At 38.7% G+C, this 24,413-nt stretch carries 13 protein-coding genes; 5 read left to right on the top strand and 8 right to left on the bottom strand.

The genetic code is table 11. The features are described 5' to 3' along the window. Positions 1-170: 170 nt before the first annotated feature. From aroA to pncB, 5 genes are all read left to right on the top strand, one after another. Positions 171-1,499: a 3-phosphoshikimate 1-carboxyvinyltransferase gene (aroA, locus tag ACFIK3_RS00365; protein WP_273790245.1), complete on the top strand. Its 1,329-nt coding sequence runs from the start codon at positions 171-173 to the stop codon at positions 1,497-1,499. Next, positions 1,496-2,143 (top strand): (d)CMP kinase, encoded by a 648-nt coding sequence (gene cmk / locus ACFIK3_RS00360; protein WP_375617510.1) that lies wholly within the window; start codon positions 1,496-1,498, stop codon positions 2,141-2,143. Before aroA ends, cmk begins: the two co-directional genes overlap by 4 nt. Positions 2,144-2,276: 133 nt before the next feature. Beyond that, on the top strand, positions 2,277-3,977 hold the full coding sequence (gene rpsA / locus ACFIK3_RS00355; RefSeq protein ID WP_026500132.1) for a 30S ribosomal protein S1: 1,701 nt from the start codon (positions 2,277-2,279) through the stop codon (positions 3,975-3,977). Between the two features lie 228 nt (positions 3,978-4,205). Next, positions 4,206-12,776: a GH36-type glycosyl hydrolase domain-containing protein gene (locus ACFIK3_RS00350; protein ID WP_375676070.1), complete on the top strand. Its 8,571-nt coding sequence runs from the start codon at positions 4,206-4,208 to the stop codon at positions 12,774-12,776. Positions 12,777-12,909: 133 nt separating this feature from the next. Next, entirely contained in the window at positions 12,910-14,214 is a 1,305-nt protein-coding gene (pncB, locus tag ACFIK3_RS00345) for a nicotinate phosphoribosyltransferase (RefSeq protein WP_375662938.1), read from the top strand. Between the two features lie 1,553 nt (positions 14,215-15,767). Here pncB and ACFIK3_RS00340 read toward each other — a convergent pair. From ACFIK3_RS00340 to rplT, 8 genes are all read right to left on the bottom strand, one after another. Then, positions 15,768-16,154, bottom strand: coding sequence for a YbaN family protein (locus ACFIK3_RS00340; RefSeq protein WP_273790249.1), 387 nt, complete (start codon positions 16,152-16,154; stop codon positions 15,768-15,770). Between the two features lie 409 nt (positions 16,155-16,563). Continuing rightward, a complete protein-coding gene (locus ACFIK3_RS00335; RefSeq protein WP_273790250.1) occupies positions 16,564-17,469 on the bottom strand; it encodes a metal ABC transporter permease in 906 nt (301 codons plus the stop codon). Then, positions 17,466-18,332, bottom strand: a complete 867-nt coding sequence (locus ACFIK3_RS00330) for a metal ABC transporter permease (RefSeq protein WP_273790251.1) — start codon at positions 18,330-18,332, stop codon at positions 17,466-17,468. Before ACFIK3_RS00330 ends, ACFIK3_RS00335 begins: the two co-directional genes overlap by 4 nt. Then, a complete protein-coding gene (locus ACFIK3_RS00325; RefSeq protein WP_273790252.1) occupies positions 18,329-19,159 on the bottom strand; it encodes a manganese/iron ABC transporter ATP-binding protein in 831 nt (276 codons plus the stop codon). The genes ACFIK3_RS00330 and ACFIK3_RS00325 overlap by 4 nt, the downstream gene beginning before the upstream one ends. After that, on the bottom strand, positions 19,156-20,064 hold the full coding sequence (locus ACFIK3_RS00320) for a metal ABC transporter substrate-binding protein (RefSeq protein ID WP_375630541.1): 909 nt from the start codon (positions 20,062-20,064) through the stop codon (positions 19,156-19,158). Before ACFIK3_RS00320 ends, ACFIK3_RS00325 begins: the two co-directional genes overlap by 4 nt. Positions 20,065-20,353: 289 nt before the next feature. Next, positions 20,354-22,768, bottom strand: coding sequence for a phenylalanine--tRNA ligase subunit beta (gene pheT, locus ACFIK3_RS00315; RefSeq protein ID WP_375676068.1), 2,415 nt, complete (start codon positions 22,766-22,768; stop codon positions 20,354-20,356). Positions 22,769-22,807: 39 nt separating this feature from the next. Further along, positions 22,808-23,884 (bottom strand): phenylalanine--tRNA ligase subunit alpha, encoded by a 1,077-nt coding sequence (gene pheS / locus ACFIK3_RS00310; RefSeq protein ID WP_375630537.1) that lies wholly within the window; start codon positions 23,882-23,884, stop codon positions 22,808-22,810. A 94-nt stretch (positions 23,885-23,978) separates the two neighbouring features. Continuing rightward, positions 23,979-24,380, bottom strand: a complete 402-nt coding sequence (gene rplT / locus ACFIK3_RS00305; RefSeq protein ID WP_012754515.1) for a 50S ribosomal protein L20 — start codon at positions 24,378-24,380, stop codon at positions 23,979-23,981. Between the last annotated feature and the right edge of the window lie 33 nt (positions 24,381-24,413).

Genomic DNA, 24,413 nt, shown 5'->3' with positions numbered 1-24,413 from the left:
TTAACTATTATTCCATTAAAAGATAAATTTTATGGTGCTTAATCGAAAAATAATACCTTTGTCAAAGATAAATACACTGTTCCACAGTGATTTTTTCATGACGTCTTTTAAAGCATGTGCTAAAGGATGCACAATTTCATAAAAGTTAGATAGAATTAAATAGAATTTCCATGCAAAAAGCAATCCCTATAACCACCTATAAATCGAGTAGTCTCTCTGGAAAAATTCAAATACCAGGAGATAAATCAATCTCTCACCGCTCTCTTATATTGGGAGGATTAGCAAGTGGTGAGACATATATTCATGGATTACTTGAAAGCGCTGATGTACTCAATACAGCTGCTGCTATGCAAGCTATGGGTGCCTGTATTATTAAAAAAGATGACTTCTGGATCATACGAGGAACAGGGAATGGTTGCCTTTTAGCTGCACAAAAACCTTTAGACTTTGGAAACGCTGGAACAGGTGCTCGTTTGGTTATGGGAATGGTTGGTCCGTATCATATGAAAACAACCTTTATTGGTGATGCTTCTCTCTCTAAACGTCCAATGGGACGTATCCTTGATCCACTGCGTCTCATGGGGGTTGAAATTGAGGCAACGCGCGACGATCATCTTCCTTTAACGCTTTATGGTCCGAAAATGGCTAATCCGATTCGTTACCGTGTTCCAATAGCTTCCTCCCAAATTAAATCAGCAATCCTGCTTGCTGGACTCAATACCGCCGGCATTACAACTGTTATTGAACCAGTTCTGACACGAGATCATACGGAAAAAATGTTAAAAGCATTCGGTGCGCAACTTGAAATAGAAAAAGATAACGAAGGTGCGCGTTTGATTCACCTTAATGGTCAACCCCATCTTACTGGGCAAACGATTCATATTCCGGGGGATCCTTCTTCTGCTGCTTTTCCAATTATCGCAGCCCTTCTTGTAGAAGACTCTGATATCACCATTGAAAATGTTTTGATAAATAACTCTCGAATAGGACTTATCGAAACATTGTGGGAAATGGGTGCTCAAATTGAATTTTTGAACCGACGTCAAACAGGTGGAGAGGATGTTGCTGATCTACGAATAAAATCATCGGTCCTTAGAGGCGTTACGGTGCCCAAAGAACGTGCTCCATCGATGATTGATGAATATCCTGCTTTGGCAGTAGCAGCAGCCTTTGCAGAAGGCAAAACAGTAATGCTAGGAATTGAAGAGTTGCGTGTAAAAGAATCAGATCGACTGTCTGCTGTTGCTCAAGGACTCGAAATTAATTGCGTAGACTGTGAAGAAGGTCAAGATTTTCTTATTGTTTATGGAAAAGGTTCTGCCAAAGGTTTGGGTGGTGGACATGTCTCCACACATCTTGATCATCGAATTGCTATGTGTTTTCTCATTTTTGGGCTTGTATCAGAAAAACCTGTTACCATTGATGATAAACGAATGATCGCTACGAGCTTTCCAGAATTTATTCCTTTTATAAAACAACTTGGGGGAAAAATCGCTTGAAGCCTTTTGTTATCGCCATTGATGGACCTGCAGCCTCAGGCAAAGGAACCTTAGCACGCAAAATTGCTGCACATTATCGCCTTCGGCATCTCGATACTGGTCTTACTTATCGTAGTGTTGCTCATACGCTTTTACAACAAAATTTAGCTCTTAATGATGAAAAAAATGCTATTATTTATGCTAAAGAACTTGATTTTAATACCTTAAATCCTTCTCTTCTTTCTTCTCATGAACTTGGTGAAGCGGCTTCAAAAATAGCAATTAATCCTGCTGTACGCAAAATTCTTGTCGAAAAACAACGCAACTTTGCTAAAGTTTTGCCCGGCTGTGTGCTTGATGGGCGTGATATCGGAACTATTGTTTGTCCTGATGCCGATATCAAGTTTTATATTCTAGCCAATGTCCAAACACGCGCCAAACGTCGCTACCAAGAGATTTTAAAAAAAGGTGTTCAAGCAAATTATCATGAAATCCTAGCTCAACTTGAACAGCGCGACAGTCGCGATATAACGCGCAAACAAAGTCCATTAAAACCAGCAAAAAACGCCCACTTGCTTGATACGTCAGAATTGAGTATAGAAGCAACATTTGAAGTTGCATGCAGTTTTATTGATCCAATCATAAAAATGCATATAATTGGATAAATTCGTTAAGGTAACTTCCAGCCTAGCGCTAACTTTTTTTCCTTTATTCAAGGAAAAAGGCTAAGAAGTTGCTTATGTTAACACTAACCCAGCGCTCATACCTTATAATACAAGGTATATATTAGGAGTTCTTATGTCACAATACAATCCCACAACAGCGGATTTTGAAGCCCTTTTAACAGAATCTTTTCAAACTAATGATCTTAATGAAGGATCTGTTGTTAAAGGTCGTGTTATTGCAATCGAAAAAGACATGGCCATTATTGATGCTGGTCTTAAAGTCGAAGGACGTATTCCTCTCAAAGAATTTGGAGCTAAAGCAAAAGATGGTTCTTTGCAAGTTGGCGATGAAGTTGAGGTTTACATTGAACGCATTGAAAATGCGATGGGTGAAGCTGTTTTATCGCGTGAAAAAGCACGGCGCGAAGAAAGTTGGGTCCGTTTGGAGGAAAAATTCAATGCTGGTGCACGCGTTGATGGAGTGATCTTTAGCCAAGTAAAAGGTGGTTTTACAGTCGATCTTGATGGTGCCGTTGCTTTCTTGCCTCGCAGCCAAGTTGATATTCGTCCCATTCGTGATGTTTCACCCCTCATGCATAATTCACAGTCCTTTGAAATTTTGAAGATGGATCGTCGTCGTGGCAATATTGTGGTTTCACGTCGCACTGTCTTAGAAGAAAGTCGCGCTGAGCAACGTTCAGAAATCGTACAAAATCTTGAAGAAAACCAAATCGTTGAAGGTGTGGTGAAAAATATTACAGATTATGGTGCCTTTGTTGATCTTGGTGGGATTGATGGTCTCTTGCACGTTACAGATATGGCATGGCGGCGTGTTAATCACCCATCTGAGGTGCTCACAATTGGCCAAACGATTAAAGTTCAGATTATTCGCATTAATCAAGACACGCACCGTATTTCTCTTGGAATGAAACAGCTTGAAAGTGATCCTTGGGAAAGCATCAGTGTCCGGTATCCGATTGGTAAAAAAATTACGGGTGCTGTTACCAACATTACTGATTACGGTGGTTTTGTTGAAATTGAACCAGGAATCGAAGGGCTGATCCATGTTTCTGAAATGAGCTGGACAAAGAAAAATGTTCATCCTGGAAAAATTCTGTCTACATCACAAGAAGTAGAAGTGGTTGTTCTTGAGATTGATCCTTCTAAACGGCGTATTTCTCTTGGCTTAAAGCAAACATTTGAAAATCCATGGGAAGCTTTTGCCAATAAATTTCCTGTCAATTCGCAAATTGAAGGAGAGGTTAAAAATAAAACAGAATTTGGTCTGTTTATTGGGCTTGAAGGCGATGTTGACGGTATGGTTCATTTGTCTGATCTTGATTGGAACCGTCCTGGTGAACAAGTTATTGATACTTATAATAAAGGCGATATCGTTAAGGCTGTGGTCCTTGATGTTGACATTGAAAAAGAGCGCATTTCTCTTGGAATTAAGCAGCTTTCCAGCGATAAAGTTGGAGAAGCAGCTGCTTCTGGCGAATTGCGAAAAGGTGCTGTTGTAACATGCGAAGTGATTGCTGTTAACGACAATGACATTGGTGTGAAATTGATTGATCACAACCTTGAGACAACCATTCGGCGTGCTGATCTCGCGCGTGATCGTGATGAGCAACGTCCTGAGCGTTTCGCAATTGGGCAAAAGGTTGATGCTCGCATCACAGCATTTGATAAAAAAACACGTAAAATTTCAGTATCGATTAAAGCTTTAGAGATTGCAGAGGAAAAAGAAGCTGTTGCACAATATGGTTCTACAGATTCAGGTGCTTCTCTTGGTGATATTCTTGGTGCAGCTTTGAAAAAACAAGAACAAGATTAATCATCAATCATTAAAGTTAGTGTTATTATTAAGGTCACTCATTTTAGGAGTGACCTTTTTATTTTCTAAAGAAATTGTCTGCTTATTTTTAAATTATTGAAACAAAAATTATAAATGCTTGCAAATAAAAACAAAAAGTTTGTTTTTTGTCTAACAACGGTTCACTATTCAGATAAAATGCTTAAAATTTAAATAAAAAACGATGTAATTGAATAACAATGGGACATTATGACGTGCATAAGACCTTTCATAAAGTGCTTTTTTTCTCAAAAAGAGAAAAAAGACCATTTTATTAATACGGATTTTCCTCTTCGTGCAATTTATAAGGTACAGGAAGATCTTTATAACTTAGGGCATGATATAGCTTCTGGTAAAGAAATTTTACTCCCTGAATATGAAGGAGTAGAAGATTTTCGCAAGAGATTGAATGAAAATGCTAAACTTATTCTTCATGCCTTTCACACCAGTGATTTTGCTGCCCGAAATGATGAAACCATCGCACCTTCTGCTCAATGGCTCATTGATAATCATTACACCATTGATAAAACCATACAAAAGCTACGTCGTAATCTACCCAAGTCCTTCATAAAGCAACTTCCTCTTTCTACACACAAAGCGGGAATACCACGAATTTTTGCTTTAACTTGGCTTTATATTGCGCATACCGATAGCAGCTTTTCACAAGAAACACTCACTGCTATGACCAACGGATTTCAAGAAGTTTGTGCGCTCACAATTGGTGAATTGTGGGCTCTTCCTTCTGTTATGCAAATGCTGCTCATTGAAAATATCCGTCGTCTTTCAGTCCGTATCGAAAAAGCGCGACATATGCGCCGTCTTGCTAGTCAAGTAGCTGATAAAATCTCTCTTGTAGAAAATAAAACAAATCTACACTCTCTTTTTACGCAGTATAAACCATTTACTGTTGATCCAACTTTTTCAGCACATTTATTCTATCGCCTGCGCAGTGCATCTGTCGATTCAACCGTAGCATTAACTTGGCTTGAAAAGCAATTGAAAAGCCAAGGCAGTAGCTTAGAGATTGCAACAGCTGATGAACATACCCGACAAGCAGCAGATGGTGTGACCATGGGAAATATTATCCGTGCTCTTAAAGCTATAGATGATGTTGATTGGATAGCATGGTTTGAAACAGTGAGTTGTGTCGATTCTATTTTGCGTAAAAATAGTGATTTTTCTGAAATTGATGCTCACTCACGCAATATTTATCGACAAGTCATTGAAAAAGTTTCACGCTTTTCGCCTCTTAGTGAACTGGAAGTTGCACATAAAGTTGTAGAAATGGCAAATTCCACTTCTAAAGATATGCCTCATCATTCTTGTGTGGGGTGGTACCTTGTTGATGATGGTCGTGGCATATTTGAAAAGGCTTGTGGATATATTCCGCACTTTCTCATAAAATGGACACGCGCTTCTTGTTGCTCAAAATTGAGAGTCATCGCCCTTCCTGTCTCTTTTTTGACGCTTGCTCTTTTGCTGGTAATTTACGCCCTTTTACAAATATCTGGCATGACACAATGGATGTCTTTTTGCTTTACTGTATTGGCGCTTTTTCCTGCTATTGATGCTTCTTTTGCTTTATTTAACACTGTTGTTTCGTGGTTTGTCCCATCAAAACAACTCATTGGTTATGAATATAAAGAAGGTATTCCAAAACATGCACGGACAATGGTTGTTGTACCTACTTTGATGACATCACGCGCTAATGTTGATGAACAAGTGCGCAATCTTGAAGTGCACTATCTTTCCAATCCTAAAGGTGCCATTCATTTTGCGCTCATTACAGATTGGGTGGATGCTCCATTGAGAGAAACGCAAGATGATCTTGATTTATTGCACTATGCGCAAAAGAGTATTGATAAACTCAATAGTCGTTATCATCGTGATGAACTTCCGCTTTTTTTCCTTTTACATCGCCGACGCCTTTATAATACAAGCGAAAAATGTTGGATGGGATGGGAACGAAAGCGAGGAAAACTTCATGAACTTAATCGGCTCTTAAGAGGCGATAAAAATACAAGCTTTTATCCTCCCAATCCACATCTTCCTATGGATTGCCGTTTTGTTATGACGCTGGATTGTGATACACGTCTTACTCCAGAGAGCGTCGCGAAACTTGTTGGAAAGCTTAACCATCCACTCAATCATCCCGTTTTTGATCCACAAAGTGGAAAGGTTGTAAAGGGCTATAGCATTTTACAACCACGCATTATTCCTTCTCTTACAACAGGAAAAAAAACATCAATTCTCCAACGGGTTTTTTCTATCAACCGTGGCATTGATCCTTATGTTTTTGCTGTTTCTGATACTTATCAAGATCTTTTAGGAGAAGGCACCTTTATCGGTAAAGGTCTTTATAATATTGATGCATTTGAACAAGCGCTTAATGGCAAAATTAAAGAAAATACTATTCTTAGCCATGATCTCTTAGAGGGAGGTTATGCTCGTACTGCTCTGGTAAGTAGCATAGAAGTCATTGAAGACTATCCAACCGCTTACAATATTGATGTTATGCGTTATCATCGTTGGGTCCGCGGTGATTGGCAGCTTTTGCCTTATCTTTTTTCCCACCGTCAAATAAGTTTCGTGACGCGTTGGAAAATGCAGGATAATTTACGTCGTTCTCTCACTCCACTTATGTGGTTAATCGCAGCATTTGCAGGATGGGCTTTTTTGTCTTTAAAGAGTGCAATCGTCTGGCAAATATTCTTGTTGTTTAGCTCCTTCATTTCACCCATTCTATGTGTATTAAAAACGCTTGTCTCATCTAATATAGATCATTCTTTGCGTGGACATTTTCAATTAATTGGGAACAAAATTGCTCTTACAAGCGCTGATATATTTCTTAAAACGACGTTTCTTGCTCATTCGGCGTATTTTATGACCGATGCGATTATTCGTACACTCTATCGTATGACGATTTCAAAACAGCATCTTCTTGAATGGAAAACTTCTGCCGCAACAAAATCAATGCCCAATAGTTTGCGTTTCTATGTTTTTACAATGGCACCAGCATCGCTTATCGGTGTTCTTACTATAGCACTCCCTCTTTTTTCTGATAGTTTTGCAAGTTTGGTTGCTTTACCTTTTGGGATAGCATGGTTTTTTTCACCCTTCATTGCTTGGATTGTGAGTCAACCTTCAACCTTTCAAGATAGCCTTTATCTTTCTTCAAAAGATGAAAAAAAACTCCGCTCTATTGCACGGCGGACATGGCTTTATTATGCAACCTTTGTCAACGAACAAAACAACTATTTGCCTCCCGATAATTTTCAAGAAGATCCTGAACCTCTTGTTGCTCAACGTACATCGCCTACGAATATTGGCGTTTATCTCCTTTCTATTATTGCAGCACGTGATTTTGGCTGGATTGGTTTTGAAGAGACCATCACCCGTATTGAATGTACATTACGCTCTCTTACAAAAATGGAAAAGTTCCGTGGTCATCTCTATAATTGGTATGAAACGGATACACTCAGGCCTCTTTTGCCTACTTATGTATCAACCGTTGATTCGGGAAATCTTGCCGGTCATTTGGTAACACTCTCTTCTGCTTTAAGTGAATGGGCTGAAAAACCGCCTCTTTTTTTTCAAAGTGATCGAGAAGGCTTATCGGATGTTCTTGCTATTCTTGAAGAAACTGTCAGAGAAATTCCAGATCATAAACCCAGTTTACGCTCTTTACGCCAAAAAATCGAAGAAAACATCACTCGTTTTCATGATTCTGTCTTCACTTTTATAGAACAAGAAAATACGATCCCTTCTCACGTCATAAATCTTTCACTTGCAGCCCACGATATTGTGCACTTAGTCGATGAACTTGACCACAAAATTCAAACGATAGAATCTGCTCGTGCACTTTCTTGGGCTAAATGCCTTATCGATACCTGTAACGCTTATCATCATGATGCGACTGCTCATTGTGATACTGAAAAATTACGTAAAAAACTAAACAGGCTGGCTATAGTGGCACGGCAAATAGCCTTTGATATGAAATTTGACTTTTTAGAACAGCCTAAACGGCATCTCTTATCCATTGGATATCGTGTTCAAGAAAACAAACTCGATGAAAATTGTTATGACCTGCTTGCTTCAGAAGCACGTCTTGCAAGCTTTTTTGCCATCGCAAAAGGAGATATAAAACTTAAACATTGGTTTCGTCTTGGTCGACTTCTCGTACCCATAGGTGGGAAAGGTGCACTCCTATCATGGTCTGGATCAATGTTCGAATATCTTATGCCATCTCTCATAATGCATGAACCTTTAGGGTCTCTCCTAGATCAAACAAATCGATTGATTATTCGTTGTCAAATACAATATGCCCATAAACGGGAATTGCCATGGGGTATTTCAGAAGCCGCATTTAATGCTCGCGATCATTTAATGAATTACCAATACGCTCATTTTGGTGTTCCAAACCTCGGACTCCAACGTGGTCTTTCACGCAATGCTGTCATTGCTCCCTATGCCAGCCTTCTAGCGGCACAATATGCTCCTGCTTGCGCTGTCGCTAATTTAAAACGACTTCGTGATCTTGGAGCTTTAGGAACATATGGTTATTATGACTCTGTTGATTTTACCCCTTCACGCGTGAAAACAGGGGAAAAATACGCCGTTGTACGCAATTATTATGCGCACCATCATGGCATGTCTATCCTTGCTCTTAACAATGTTATTTTTCAAGGGCGAATGCGTGATCGTTTTCACCGTGATCCCTTTATTGAGGCAACACAATTGCTCTTACAGGAAAGAGCGCCTCATCTCATTCCTATTATTCATACCAAAGCTGTTAATCGTATGCGCAATAAGTCTCAAGCATTTGATGCAGCCCCTTTGCGCATTATTACAAACCCGTTACTCAAACCACGAGCGACTTTACTTTTGTCTAATGGCTTTTATTCTACCATGTTAACAGCGAATGGTTCTGGTTACAGCCGTTGGCACGATTATGCGATTACGCGCTTTATTCCTGATGCAACAGAAGATCAACAAGGTACTTTATTCTTCTTGCGTGACACGCATAGTGGACGGTGGTGGTCTGTTACTGGTGAGCCAACACGTGTTATTGAAGAAGAAGCTGTCAGCATTTTTACAGATGAAAAGGCTGAATATACAAAAATGGTTGATGGTATTAAATCAACACTTGAATGTCTTATTACATCTGAAGGATGTGGCGAAGGGAGACGTATTCAATTGATGAATACGACAAATAAAGACCGATTCATTGAAGTGACTTCTTATGGTGAATTAGCGCTTGCCACGATGGATACAGACCAAGTTCATCCTGTTTTTTCCCGTATGTTTATAGAGACAGAAATTGCTGAAGAAGGTAAAACAATTTTTGCCAAAAGGCGCAAACGCTCGCCTAGTGATCCTGAAGTCTATGTTGCCCATTTTGTTTCTAGTACAACAGATATTCTCCAAGAGACAGAAGCTGAAACAGATCGCTCTCTGTTTATTGGTCGGGGGCGATCCATTCATCGGCCCGCTGCATTTGACCAAAATGCTCGTTTCAGTAACAGTCAAGGTTGTGTTCTTGATCCTGTTATGTCATTGCGATGCCGTATAAAAATTTCAGCCCATGAAAAAGCAGAACTTATTTTTTGGACCTTTGCTGCTCATACAAAAGAAGCGCTAAATAATCATATTAAACATTATCGACAACCTGATATGTTTCAAAAAGAACTTTCAATGGCATGGACGCGCTCACAAGTCGCACTGTATCAGAGCGGAACCCAGCTTAAAGAAGCTATTATCTATCAAAAATATGCAACACCGCTTATCTATCCAGAAAGAACGTGGCGTCTTCCTTCTGAAATATTAGCAAAAACGCTAGGAAAACAGTCTGATCTTTGGCCCATGTCTATCTCAGGAGACAATCCACTCTGTCTTCTTAGATTAAATAACGAGGGAAATATAACCGTACTGCGCGAGCTCCTTAAAGCACACGAATATTGGTGTATGCGCGGACTCATTGTTGATTTGGTCATTCTTAATGAACAAACATTTTCTTATATACAAAGTACACAACGCGCTCTCGAGTGGGTCTGTGAATCTTATTATCACCACACGCAAAAAGCAGATGAACGCCAACATATTTTCATGCTTCGACGCGATCAAATGAGTGAACAGAGTTTTAAAACGCTTCTTGCATCAGCACGCATCGTTCTTGATGCCCAAAATGGCTCTTTATCTGAACAACTTAAACGACTTGATGAGAATGATTTTAATCTCACAATTCGTAAAAATTATCAAGAATCTTATGATCAATTAGACTTGCCAAGATATAACGAAGGACAGCAATTTACAACACAAACTGAACAAAATCTTTTTTCTTCCATTGGTCTTATTAGCCAACAAAAACCATCCTCTTTTCTCCCAAATGGAGAAGATCTAAGATATTGGAATGGTTACGGTGGTTTTAATCAGCACAATCATTATGTAATACGTCTTCATGGACGTACCACCACACCACATCCGTGGATTAATGTCATTGCTAATCACAGATTTGGTTTTCATGTCTCTGCTGAAGGTGCAATTTTTACTTGGGCTAACAATAGCCGCGATTATCAACTAACTCCTTGGGCGAATGATCCAACGTCTAACCGGCCAGGAGAAGCTCTTTATCTGGTTGATCGCCAGTCTTTAAAACGTTTCTCACCCGTTTCTACTGTTGAATGTGACGAAAATATTGTCTATGAGGCTTGTCATGGGTTTGGATTCTCAACTTTTAAATCAACACATTCAGAAATCGCATTAGAACTGACTCATACACTTGATCCCGAAAAACCTATTCGCTTTTCACGTCTTATCCTTACGAATGAAGGGAAAAAACTACGCAGTTTACGCCTTTATAATTATGTTGAATGGGTTTTGGGAAATGTCCGTACAAAATATGCCCCCTTTATTGTTTCCTCTTATGAGGCCAGATGGGGTGCACATTTTATTCAAAATCCCTATCACATCGAGAAATCTCAACAAGTTACATTTTTATCAGCATCCGAAATGCCAACCAGCACTACAACCAATCGCGCTGAATTTATTGGTGCAACGGGAACCGTAACACGTCCAAATGCGATCCGTAAAGCCGGTGCTCTTTCGAATACCATTGAAGCAGGATGTGATCCTTGTTCAGCATTCGCCTATGATATTGATCTTCAACCAGGGCAAACAAAAGAAATCATCTTCTATCTTGGCAGTGCTGAAAATAGGCAAGAAGCTGAAAAATTACTTAATCAAGTACGTGCAAGTGATTTTGAAATTCAGCTCACAAAACAAAAACAGCAATGGAGTGATTTTGTTTCTCCTTTCCAAGTCAAAACACCTGACGCTTCTTTTAATCTTATGGTCAACCATTGGCTTCCTTATCAAATCTACTCATGCCGCATCATGGCACGCGCAGGCTTTTACCAAGCTAGTGGTGCATTTGGTTTTCGTGACCAGTTACAAGATAGCCTGTCTTTGTTATTGCTGGAACCACAATTAGCACGTGAACAATTGTTAAATGCAGCAGCGCACCAATTTCTTGAAGGTGATGTGCAACATTGGTGGTTGCCTGACACAAATGCTGGTGTTCGTACATACATTTCTGATGATATCGTTTGGCTTGCATATGCAACAGCTCTTTATGTCAATACCACTGGCGATAATGCCTTTCTTGATACGCTCATTCCTTTTATTGAAGGTGATGTTCTCAAAAGTGGGCAACAGGATGCTTATTTTCAACCCACCCAATCCTCAAAGGTTGCAACAGTTTATGAACATTGTGCTTTAGCTTTAGACCTTGCCATTAAACGCTGCGGACCACATGGTCTCCCTCTTATTTTAGGTGGGGATTGGAATGATGGCATGAATTTGGTCGGTGTGGAAGGAAAAGGCGAAAGCATTTGGTTAGGATGGTTTCTTGGGCACACATTACAAGCATTTATCTCTTTAGCCAAAAAACGTGGTGACAATAGCCATATGCAAATATGGAGTACGTACCTTGAACATTTAACAAAATCCCTAGAGAAAAATGGTTGGGATGGTGCTTGGTATCGACGTGGTTATTTTGATGATGGAACGCCTCTGGGCTCTAAAGTCAATGATGAATGTCAAATTGATACCATTGCTCAATCTTGGGCTGTCATTTCTCAAATGGCATCGCTTGAACGCCAAAAACAAGCAATGACATCAATGCTGGAACATCTCTATGATAAAAAAGGTGGACTCATTCGCCTTTTTTGGCCGCCTTTTGATAAAAGTACGCTCGAGCCTGGTTACATAAAAGGTTATCCTCCAGGAATTCGAGAAAATGGTGGTCAATACACGCATGGTGCCATTTGGAGTATTTTTGCGTTGGCTGAAATGGAACAAAACGATAAAGCTTATGCTTTATTTTCTATGATAAACCCAATTACCCACGGACAAGATCCTGAAATTTATCGTGTTGAACCTTATGTGATGGCCGCAGATATTTATGCTGTTGAACCACGATGTGGTCAAGGCGGTTGGACTTGGTATACAGGTTCAGCCGGTTGGTTTTATCGCGCCGCAACACAAGCTATTCTTGGAATACAGCGTCAGGGAGACCTCTTGTTTTTGCAGCCACATTTACCCTCTATTTGGCCAAAATATGAAGCAACAATGAAGTTTTATGATGCCGTTTATAGAATTAAAGTAAAATGGGGACCTAAAAATATGCTCTATGTTAATAGCAAAGAATATACCGAATTTCATACAGGGATAAAGTTACAAAAAACAGGTCAGCATGAAATTATACGTATTGTCAAATATTAAAGATGAAAGATGAAAAAAGAGAGCAGACTTTTTTATTCTTGCCCAAAACTGTAGAGTTGTTATATTGCACCGCCTATATTAGCCGTGTTGGTGCATAATATTTTAGATTTTATGAAACTGAAAGAAAAAGGTTATGAATCATCCGGATATTGCTAGACGTGTTTACAATCATACTTGGAAACTTGATCCCATTATTCGTTCACTTCTCGATACGGATTTTTATAAGCTTCTTATGGTGCAGATGATTTGGGGGTTATATCCTAATGTTGATGTTACTTTTTCCCTCATAAATCGCTCTAAAACAATACGTCTTGCCGATGATATTGATGAGAGTGAATTACGTGCTCAACTTGATCATGCTCTTAGTTTGCACTTTACAAAAAAAGAAATGATTTGGCTTGCTGGTAATACATTTTATGGACGCAAACAAATTTTTGAACCGGATTTTCTTCAGTGGCTTGAGAATTTTCAACTCCCAGAATATGAACTAACCCGTAAAGATGGCCAGTATATTCTTCATTTTTATGGTTCGTGGGCTCATAGCTCTATGTGGGAAATTCCAGCCCTTGCTATTATAAGTGAATTACGTTCACGTGCTGCTCTCAAAAAACTAGATCGTTTTGCTCTTGATGTACTTTATGCGCGTGCTAAAGCAAAAATGTGGAGTAAAGTTGAACGTCTCAAAAAATTGCCTGATATTAAAATATCTGACTTTGGGACAAGGCGCCGCCATTCTTTTTTATGGCAGCGCTGGTGTGTGGAAGCATTAAAAGAAGGGATTGGTAATTCTTTTACTGGAACTTCTAATGTTCTTCTTGCCATGGATACGGATTTAGAAGCTCTTGGAACCAATGCACACGAATTGCCCATGGTTATTGCGGCTCTCAGCAACAACGATGATGAATTACGCAGAGCTCCGTATCAAGTCTTGCAGGATTGGAACCGTTATTATGGTGGAAATCTTCTCATTGTTTTACCTGATACCTTTGGTACAGAAGCATTTTTACGCAATGCACCAGATTGGGTAGCTGATTGGACGGGTTTCAGACCCGATAGTGCGCCCCCTATTGAAGGTGGCGAACGTATTATTCAATGGTGGAAAGAAAAAGGAAAAGATCCATGCAAAAAACTTCTAATTTTTTCTGATGCTCTTGATGTCAATACAATTGAAAAAACCTATCATCATTTCCATGGTAGAGTGCGCATGAGTTTTGGATGGGGCACGGATCTTACCAATGACTTTACAGGCTGTGCACCTCAGGAAATCGAAACTCTTGATGCTCTTTCCCTTGTTTGTAAGGTGACCTATGCCAATGGTCGACCAGCCGTGAAACTTTCAGATAATCCTGAAAAAACGATCGGTGATTCAAAAGAAGTACAACGTTATATCAATTTTTTTGGTAATACAAAGCGAATTGCTAGACCTATAAAGACGTAGTTTTCGGCTCTTTAAAACAAGTATATTGCCTCAACATATTGTTTATAAGATTGATTTTTGTTCTGCCCTAAGGATGAGGATTCTTAACCTTTGCTGGTCTAAAATAGTTCGGCTGTTTTTTGAGCAGATTCTACTTAGTCTATCAACGCATACGCTTCACTTACATAAGGCGCGATAGATAAGACTTAAAAATATTCACTACGCATTAAAAAAATACTTAACGCGCTAGGGAAGTTTAGCCAAGGAGGCTTCCTTATATCATTTGTCATAAATAACAGTGTTATACAGCATAACAAGATACTATCATTTTGCATGTTGAATGAGCGTGCGCGAGTATCATAAGTTTTTCTCATTTCAATCCTGTTAAATCAAGCACACTAATCCCCTTGCATATATGAAGGTTTTCAAGTTTTAAGAGTTATTGTTGTAGTTTGACAGTAGGTTTTATACTAAGTGGAAAGAGGCGGGATTAAGTAGGAATACGTGGTAATTTGTTGTTTTATGTACAATTTCTACCATTAAATGCGCGTTTTATCAAAATAGATTTTGACACCTAAAATTACCGAAAATCAGAAAAAAGTGCGTTTCCATAGTAAAAATGAGAAAAGGCTTTCAAAACTCTTTGAGAACACCTTTAAAACTCTTTGAAAAAAATAAATTGGTACAAAATCTAGTGTCAAAATATACAAAACCAGATGACAAGCTATAATTGCAACATTAGAAATTACTAAGGCAACATTGGAGGATGATAAATAGCATGGTGACTATCGGTATGCATTTTGCAAGGCAAGGATGATGGTGCTCAAATAGATTTTATACACTTTACAGGAGATTTTACTTTATCCATGTATGGTCTGCTATTATGAAATGAGTAAAGCGTTGAGAAATGTTTCATTAAAATAAATGTGTAAATAACATGATTTGGGAGACCTTTTGTTTTACGTGAGGGGCATGACTTCATTAAAAAACAGAGAATGCAATAATATTTTTATTTCGAATAAGCTTTATATCAAGACAGAGAAATTATTTATTCGCATATTATAATAAGAATGCGTGTATGTATAAACCATTTGAAAAATTCTGTTGTTTCTTATGAATTATTCTTAAGTTAAGAACAGATGTAACCTTAAAGATTGATATAATAGACCGGCTTCTTAACTGTATAAGTATAAAAATGAGGGTATTTAGTAAGCTTTGTATTATATCCTCATTAAGAGATATGAAAACAAACGAAATGTCTATCATATCAATGACTTTTCAATGATGTATATATAGAGATTCATACAAACATGCTTTACAAAAATAATGACTCTCTTCCATGAATGTGATTTATCATTGTTTACCAAGTGAGAACATTTTGAGTATTCGTAAACAATCTTCTTTGTTCATAAAAATTATTTCACAAACATATTATTAATTAATTGCGCTCAAAAAGCTTGCTATTTCATATGTATTTTGGATATGGAGAGCTTATATTCAAAACTTAAAAGTCCTCATAGTTTTTACAAATAAGTCGAAGCTAAAAAGAGTATCTCATAAAGCCTTTTTTATCATTAAGAAGATGGACGTGTTACAATATAAATGGCAATCAGCAATAATATAACCGCAACAAGTAAGGAAATCCATAAAGGAGGGTGTAGCATTACGAAAAAGGATAAAAATCCTCCTGTCATACTCATCATTGCAAAAACTTTAACGAATGGAGAGATTGCTTTTTTTTCTTCCCATCGCTTAATAGGGGGACCAAAAATACGATGATTATTCAACCATTGATGAAAACGTGGAGAAGAACGCGTAAAACACCATGAGGCAACCAATAAAAAAGGCACCGTTGGCATAATAGGTAATACGACACCGATAATACCTAATATAACCATCGCCCACCCTGCTATATAATAGCAGATACGTAAAGGGTGCGATATCTTCGAATCTTTTTTCATTCTCTCGTACTATTTTCCTCTACGCAAAACCCTATACAAAAACATTGTATCTGTTTTTTTCTGTTTACATGTCTGAGTGCACAATTACGCTCTACCCCTTCATGCGTAAGTGTCTTTGCTGTTATAAGTTCCTTGAAAATACCGAATAGCTTACACAATATGATAATCATTTTAAATGATTTCAAGAAAAGAGGAGAGATTTTAGAAAAACAAAAAAATAAAAAGGCTGCAGAAGAAATCAATGCAGCCTCTTAATTAAGAATGCAGTGTTGGGGGGGGAGAAAATGTACTGCACTCATCTGCTAGATATTAGGAGGAAAAACAACCTAGCACCCCAGACTCTAATTAAAATAAAAATGAGAAACAATATATAAAAATGCATGGCTGATATGCATGAATTTTAACACTTTCAAGTTTCTTGAACTGTGTTTCGACGAAAGAAAATCATCATGAAAATAGCCATAAAAATCAACGTCAAGATCAACACAATTGTGGAAGCAGAATCAGAGCCGATAAATAAGCTGAGATAAATCCCTAAAAAACCAGAAAAAGCTGCAACAAGTATCGCGATCATTAACATAAAAGAAAACCGCTTTGTGACAAGATAGGCAATTGCTCCTGGTGCTATCAGTAAAGAAATAACGAGCACGATACCGACAGCTTTCAAAGCTGCAACAATTGTAAGAGAAATCATCGTTAGAAGGGTATAGTGGAGTAGAGATATTGGTAACCCCATTGCACGTCCTTGAACTGTGTCAAAAATATACAGCATAAAGTCGCGCCATTTTGCTGCTAAAATAAAAGTGACAACAGCAGAAATGATTGCCGTCTGCGTTATATCAAGCCAGTTAACACCCAAGAGATTACCAAATAGAATATGATTCAAATCTAAGCTACTATAAATAGACGTGGCTAAAACAAGCCCTAAACCAAACATTGAAGAAAAGACCACGCCCATCACCGTATCCTGTTTGATACGGCTATTGCTCCCTAAAAAACCCGTTAATAGTGCACACACCATTCCTGCAACAAAAGCACCGCAAGTAATCAAAGTCATTGTAATATTCTCTGGACGCATATGCTGAAACCAAGCAAATGGCAAAGAAGTTAAAAATGCGATTACCCATGGTGTTGTCATATAACCAACAACAACACCTGGAAAAACTGCATGAGAAATGGCATCGCCTAACAGCGCCCATCCTTTCAAAATAAGAAAACAGGAAAGCATCGCCATGGGAATAGAAAGAATCATGACAATAAGCATACCCTTAAGCATAAAAGAAAACTGAAACGGAAGCAGTAATTGATCAATCATGATAATATTACACCCTTTTTTGCTGCATTTATGCGTAAGCGCGCGGCAATAAACCCATGTTTAGGAGCAAAAATAAAAGCTAAAACAAATAAAGATGCTTGAAAAAGCACAACAACCCCCCCCGTTTGTGCATTCAAAAAATAACTCACATAAACACCCAAGATACTTGTGAAGGTTCCAATTACAACTGCAATAACCAAGATGTTCACGAAACGATCACTTAAAAGATAGGCCGTTGCCCCAGGTGTCACAACAAGACAAATGACTAAGAACGCTCCAACGGTTTGCATCGCAGCAACGGTACAAGCGGCAAGCAATGTGAAAAAGAGAATCTTTAAAAATTTTACGTTTAATCCAATGGCATGCGCATGCGTCTCATCAAATAACGAAACAAGAAGATCTTTCCATTTCAAAAGCAATATAAGCAACGAAACAAAGCCGATAAAAGCCAATTGTAGAATATCTGTTGAACTAACTGCTAAAATATTTCCCAAAACAATCGTATCAATATTAACAGCCATTGGTTTTAATGATTTGAGAAACAACCCAAAGGCAAAAAAGGAAGAAAAAATGAGCCCAATAATGGTATCTTCTTTAAGCTTTGTCCGGTGGTTAAAAAAGAGCATTGCTGCTGCTGCAAGACCACCAGAAAAAAAAGCGCCAAGTGAAAAAGGTAACCCTAAAAGATAAGCTCCTGCTACACCAGGAACAATCGAATGGGAAAGTGCATCACCAATCAATGACCAACCTTTTAACATCAAAAAAGCCGAAAGAAAGGCACAAACACACCCAACTAACCCAGAAACCCACATTGCATTCACCATATATTGATAGCTCAGTGGCTCAAGCAACCAAGAAATCATGCAACGTGCTCCACTCTTTCAATATCTTCACAAACAGCAGACTGCTTTCTTCCCATGAAAACATCATTTTTTTTTGTGGTTTGAAGATCAAAAATATGGTGGTGCAAAGACCCTCCAAAAGTTTTCTCCAGATTTTCCTTTGTAAAGATTTTTTCTGTTAACCCAGAAGCTAAAACGGTCCCTTTTATTAAAACTGTATGATCACAAAATTCGCGAACAGAACCCAAATTGTGAGTTGAAACCAAGATCACTGCTCCTTCTTTACGAAGATCTTGTAACAAAGCAATGATTTTATCTTCTGTTGTAACATCAACCCCTGTAAACGGCTCATCTAATAAAATAGCTTTTGCTTTCTGTGCAAGAGCGCGCGCTAGGAAAACACGCTTTTTCTGTCCACCAGAAAGTTCTCCAATTTGGCGCTTGGCAAAAGCCAACATATCAACGCGTTCTAAGGCAATACGAACGGCTTCATAATCTTGTGTACGGGCATAGCGAAAGAAATTCATATGACCATACCGCCCCATCAATACAACATCTTCGACCAAGACAGGAAAATTCCAATCAACATCTTCACTTTGAGGAACATAAGCAATGAGGTTTTTTTTCAAAGCTATATCAACAGGTAAATCAAACATGCGAATTTTTCCCTTTGAGGGGCGTACAAACCCCATAATCGCTTTAAATAACGTTGACTTACCGGATCCATTAACACCAACCAATGCCGTAATAGAACCCTTTGGACTTTCAAAATTCACTTCGCGTAAAGCTGTATGTCCATTACGATATGTTACCGTTACTCCTTGGGCAAATATTCCACATTCCGTCATTGGCTTTTTACTCCCTCTACTAAAGCATTGCTAATACGCCCACTCGTGACACGTAATAAATCAATATAAGTGGGTACCTCACCATTTTTCTCACTTAAAGAATCAACATAAAGAACACCACCGTATTTAGCCCCTGTTTCTCTGGCAACCTGCTTAGCAGGCGCAGGGGAAATAGTGCTTTCAGAAAAAACTGCATGAATATTGTATTTGCGAACCATATCAATAACATGCTTGACCTGCTGTGGTGTTCCTTGTTGGTCAGCATTGATGGGCCATAAATAAAGTTCTTTTAGATCAAAATCACGCGCCAAATAGCTAAAAGCCCCCTCACTTGTCACAAGCCAACGTTTGTCTTGCGGTACAGCTTCTAATTCAGCCCTAATTGGATCAATCGTTGCACGAATTTTCTGTTTATAAATTTCAGCATTCTGTTTATAAATTTCAGAATGTTCAGGATCATATTTTACAAAAGCATCGCGAATATTATCAACGTAAATCAAAGCAGAGGTCGGTGACATCCACGCATGAGGATTAGGTTTACCGCTAAAGGGGCCCTCACCAATTTTAATGGGTACAATACCTTTTGAAACAACAACACTTGGAACATCCTTGATATTTTGAAAAAACTTTTCAAACCAAAGCTCTAACTCTAAACCATTCCACAATACAAGGTTAGCTCCCTGAGCACGCATAAGATCGCGTGGGGTGGGTTGGTATTCATGAATTTCCGCACCTGGTTTTGTAATGGATTCAACATCAGCGGCATCACCTGCTACATTGCGTGCCATATCAGCAATGATAGTGAATGTCGTAACAGCTTTAAATTTACCAGCACACAAAGCAAAATTGGGTGTAAAAAAAATAACACTTCCAAAAACTATGGTGAAAAACGTTCTTACGTTCATTGGTTTTCTCTTTCCTTTATATGCCTTCTTTTTATTGCAAATAATTTGCATTATCATTTAGCAATAGCAGTTATCTTTTACATTTGCAATGAAGGATTAAGAGAAAAATAACTTTTCAAAATGTTTAAAAACAGTTTTTTCATATTGAAAAAATTGATGATTTAAGCAGCTTGTTTTGGTAAGGAGGTCCCCTTTCAAGAAGTTCTATAGCTCTTGAATGCCAAACAAAAAAGGAGCACTCAAAGATGCTCCCACTTCATGTAAAATATCTCATAAAAAATGAGAATACTCAGTAGCGTAAATATGCACCTGTCATTTTGGTAACATTATCCACGATCTTTGAGGCAAGCTTTTCTAAATCTTCATCCGTTAGAGTCCGTTCTATGGGCTGAATAGTTACTTCAATTGCAACAGATTTTTTATCTTCACCAAAGCTTAAATCTTCAAAAACATCAAAAACTTGCACTGAATGAATAAGTTTTTTATCGGCTCCACTTGCCGCACGAATAATAAGAGAAGAGGCAACAGTTTTATCCGCTATAAAGGCAAAATCACGCCGCACCATTTGAAAAGGTGAGAGTTTCAAAGGAGGACGGCTTTTGGTCGTTTTTTTCTTTGATTCTGGAATTCGGTCTAGAAAAATTTCAAAGCCGCATAAAGGGCCACTGACATCTAACTTTTCTAATGTAGCAGGATGAAAAACACCAAAAAAACCAAGAATAATCTTTGATCCAAGTTTTATGACACCTGAACGACCAGGATGATACCAATCTGGTGCTCCAACTTCAATCTGCACTTTCCCAATATCCATATCACATGCTTCTAAAATAGCTAAAGCATCTGCTTTGGCATCAAAAACATCAACGACGGTTGCATTTCCATTCCAAAAGCGCCCAGCACCTTTAAATTGCTCTGTTCCGCGACGAATCCCACTAACAACACGGTGTTGTTTATCAGGGGTGTCGCCCTCATAAATACTGGAAACTTCAAACAAAGCAAGATCGGAAAAACCACGATCAGCATTTCTTTGTGCCGCCATAATCAAACCAGGTAAAAGGGAAGGACGCATCATTGACATATCAGCAGCAATAGGATTAACCAATTTAAGCTCTTCTTGACCTCCTCCAAAAGCAAGAGCTTGATTTTCAGAAATAAAAGACCATGTTACCGCTTCTTTCATACCGCGTTGCACTAAAGCCAAACGTGTAGCACGTGAACGAATTTGTGCGCATGTTACAATCTGATCTTTTTCTTCTACGAAGTTTTCCAAAGGAATAGGTTTAATTTTATCTAACCCATAAATTCTCATGATCTCTTCCACCAAATCGGCTTTACCCATAATATCAGGGCGCCATGATGGTACTTTTACCGTAACGATATCTCCTTTTCCTTCAACAAAAAATCCAAGTTTTGTTAAAATAGAGATGATTTTTTCAGGCTCTATTTCCAAATTTGTTAAACGTTTAATTTCAGAAAAAGGAAAAGCGATCTGTTTGATTTCTTGTTGCTGATAGCCAACGATCCTCTTCTTAGATACTTCACCACCACAAAGATGCAAGACCAATTCTGTTGCAATCTCAAGCCCTGTTTCTATAAAAACCGGATCAACACCTCGTTCAAATCGATAACGTGCATCACTGATAAGACCTAATGCTCTTCCTGTTTGTGCAATGCTTTGCGCATCCCAAAGCGCCGATTCAATAATAACGCGATGTGTTGTTTCATCACAACTCGTTCTTTCTCCGCCCATGATACCGGCAATCGAAACAACTCCCTCGTCATCTGCAATGACACAATTCTTAGCGCCCAAATGATAGATTTTTCCGTTCAGTGCTTGAAGCTGTTCTCCCTCACGCGCACAACGTACACACAAATTACCTTTAATTTTATCTGCATCAAAAACATGGAGTGGACGACCAAGGTCAAAACTGATGTAATTGGTCATATCAACAAGCGCATTAATCGGTCTCAAACCAATTGCATTCAAACGCTGTTGCATCCACTGTGGTGATTCGCCATTTTGAACATTGCGTACTTCACGCCAAGCAAAACCTAAACATAATGATGAATCTTGCGAAAAATCTAATGAAACATTGAGAGGTGTTTCAAAGGAAGGCTCAAATTTTGGTAAAGACAATTCTTTTAATTGTCCGATTCCTGTAGCGGCAAGATCACGGGCAATACCACGAACACCTGTGCAATCGGAACGATTAGGGGTCAAACCAATATCAATGACCGGATCATCTAAACCAGCATAAGCTGCAAATGAACCTCCAATAGGACTATCTTCTGGAAGTTCAATAATCCCATCGTGCTCATTCGATAATTCAAGCTCTGCTTGTGAACACATCATCCCAAAACTTTCAACACCACGGATTTTTCCTACAGATAATGTTACATCAAGTCCTGGAATATAAGTACCTGGTAGTGCCAGAACACCAATAAGACCTGCACGCGCATTTGGTGCTCCACAGACAACTTGAACAGGTGTGGAAGTCCCTGTATCGACGGACAGAATCTGGAGTTTATCTGCATCAGGATGCTTTATTGCTGTTAAAACTTTTGCAATCACAAAACCTTTTAAAGAAGATCGATCATCAACGGAGTCAACTTCAAGACCGATAGCTGTTAGTTTCTCACAAATTTCATCCAAAGATGCATTTGTCTCTAAGTGATCTTTTAACCACGACAATGTAAATTTCATTTTAAAACCTCACATGAAAGCGATGACTAAGATCACACATTATCTATTAGGAAAAAAAGCAGGCATATCAAAGAAACGAAAGCCATAGTGGTCTAACCAACGCAGATCAGCATCAAAAAAAGCCCGCAAATCAGGCATACCGTATTTCAACATGGCAATACGATCAATGCCCATTCCCCATGCAAAGCCTTGATATTCATCGGGATCTAAGCCAACATTTTTCAACACATGAGGGTGCACCATTCCGCATCCTAAAATTTCCAACCAATCCTGCCCTTCTCCGAACTTTACGTCTGAACCAGAACGATCACATTGAATATCCACTTCCATAGATGGCTCGGTAAAAGGGAAAAAAGAGGGACGAAAACGCATTTTTACAGAGGGAACTTCAAAAAATTCTTTACAAAAGGTTTCATGTAGCCACATCATATGGGCAATGGTGGAGGTTTTATCGATGACAAGACCTTCTACCTGATGGAACATGGGAGAATGTGTTGCATCCGAATCCATGCGGTAAGTTTTTCCAGGAATAATGATCCGTATCGGTGCTTTTTGTCTTTCTAGTGTGCGAATTTGTACAGGTGATGTATGGGTCCGCAATAATTTTCGTTCTCCCATTTTATCAACATCAAAAAAGAAGGTATCATGCATTTCGCGTGCTGGATGCCCTTCAGGAAAATTCAATGCCGTAAAATTATAATAGTCTGTTTCAATATCAGGTCCCTCTGCAAGAGAAAAACCCAACTTCGTATAAATGGCAATAATTTCCTCAATCACTTGTGAAATAGGATGAATGCGTCCCCGTTCTATAGGTGAAGAGCGAATAGGCAAGGTAACATCAACTGTTTCACGAGAAAGACGGGCATCCATTGCCTGTCTTTTCAGAAGATCACGCTTTTGCGCCCATAATTCTAAAATACGATTTTTTAATCCATTAAGAACTGGTCCAACTTTATGACGCTCGCCAGCATCCATTTTTCCTAATTCTTTTAATTTTTCAGAGATACTACCTTTTTTACCCAATGCTGCAATACGCACTTCTTCAAGAGCTTTTTCATCACCTGCGGCCTCTAAGGCTAAACAAATTTCTTGTTCCAGACGCTCAATATCATTCATATTTTTGCCTATTTTTTAATAAAGAAAAACCCGCACTCGCAATAGCCAGCACGGGACCTCAAATAAATGAATGCTTTAAGAGAACACGACTGGCTTATTTGACAGCGCCTTCGAAAGCATTAGGTGTCGTATCTTTTAAATATTCTAAAGCTTTTTTTGCCGAAGCTACTAAAGCAGAAAATGCTTCCGCCTCGTGGATTGCTATATCTGAAAGAACTTTACGATCAACTTCAATACCAGCTTTTGATAAGCCATCAATAAAACGTCCATAAGTTAAACCTTCTGCACGAACAGCCGCATTAATCCTCTGAATCCACAAAGCACGGAAAGTACGTTTTCTATTTTTGCGATCACGATAAGCGTATTGCTTTGAACGATCAACCGCTGCTTTAGCTGCACGAATGGTATTTTTACGACGACCGTAAAAACCTTCAGCCTGTTTAAGAACTTTTTTGTGCTTAGCGTGTGCTGTCACACCTCTTTTCACACGAGCCATATTATAATCTCCTCAAAATCAAAAGCGTAAGGT

It is taken from the genome of Bartonella sp. CB10SXKL (assembly GCF_042195515.1).
Lineage (GTDB): Bacteria > Pseudomonadota > Alphaproteobacteria > Rhizobiales > Rhizobiaceae > Bartonella.
The sequence above is the reverse complement of the archived record's forward strand: the minus strand, read 5'-3'. Positions and strand labels throughout refer to the sequence as shown.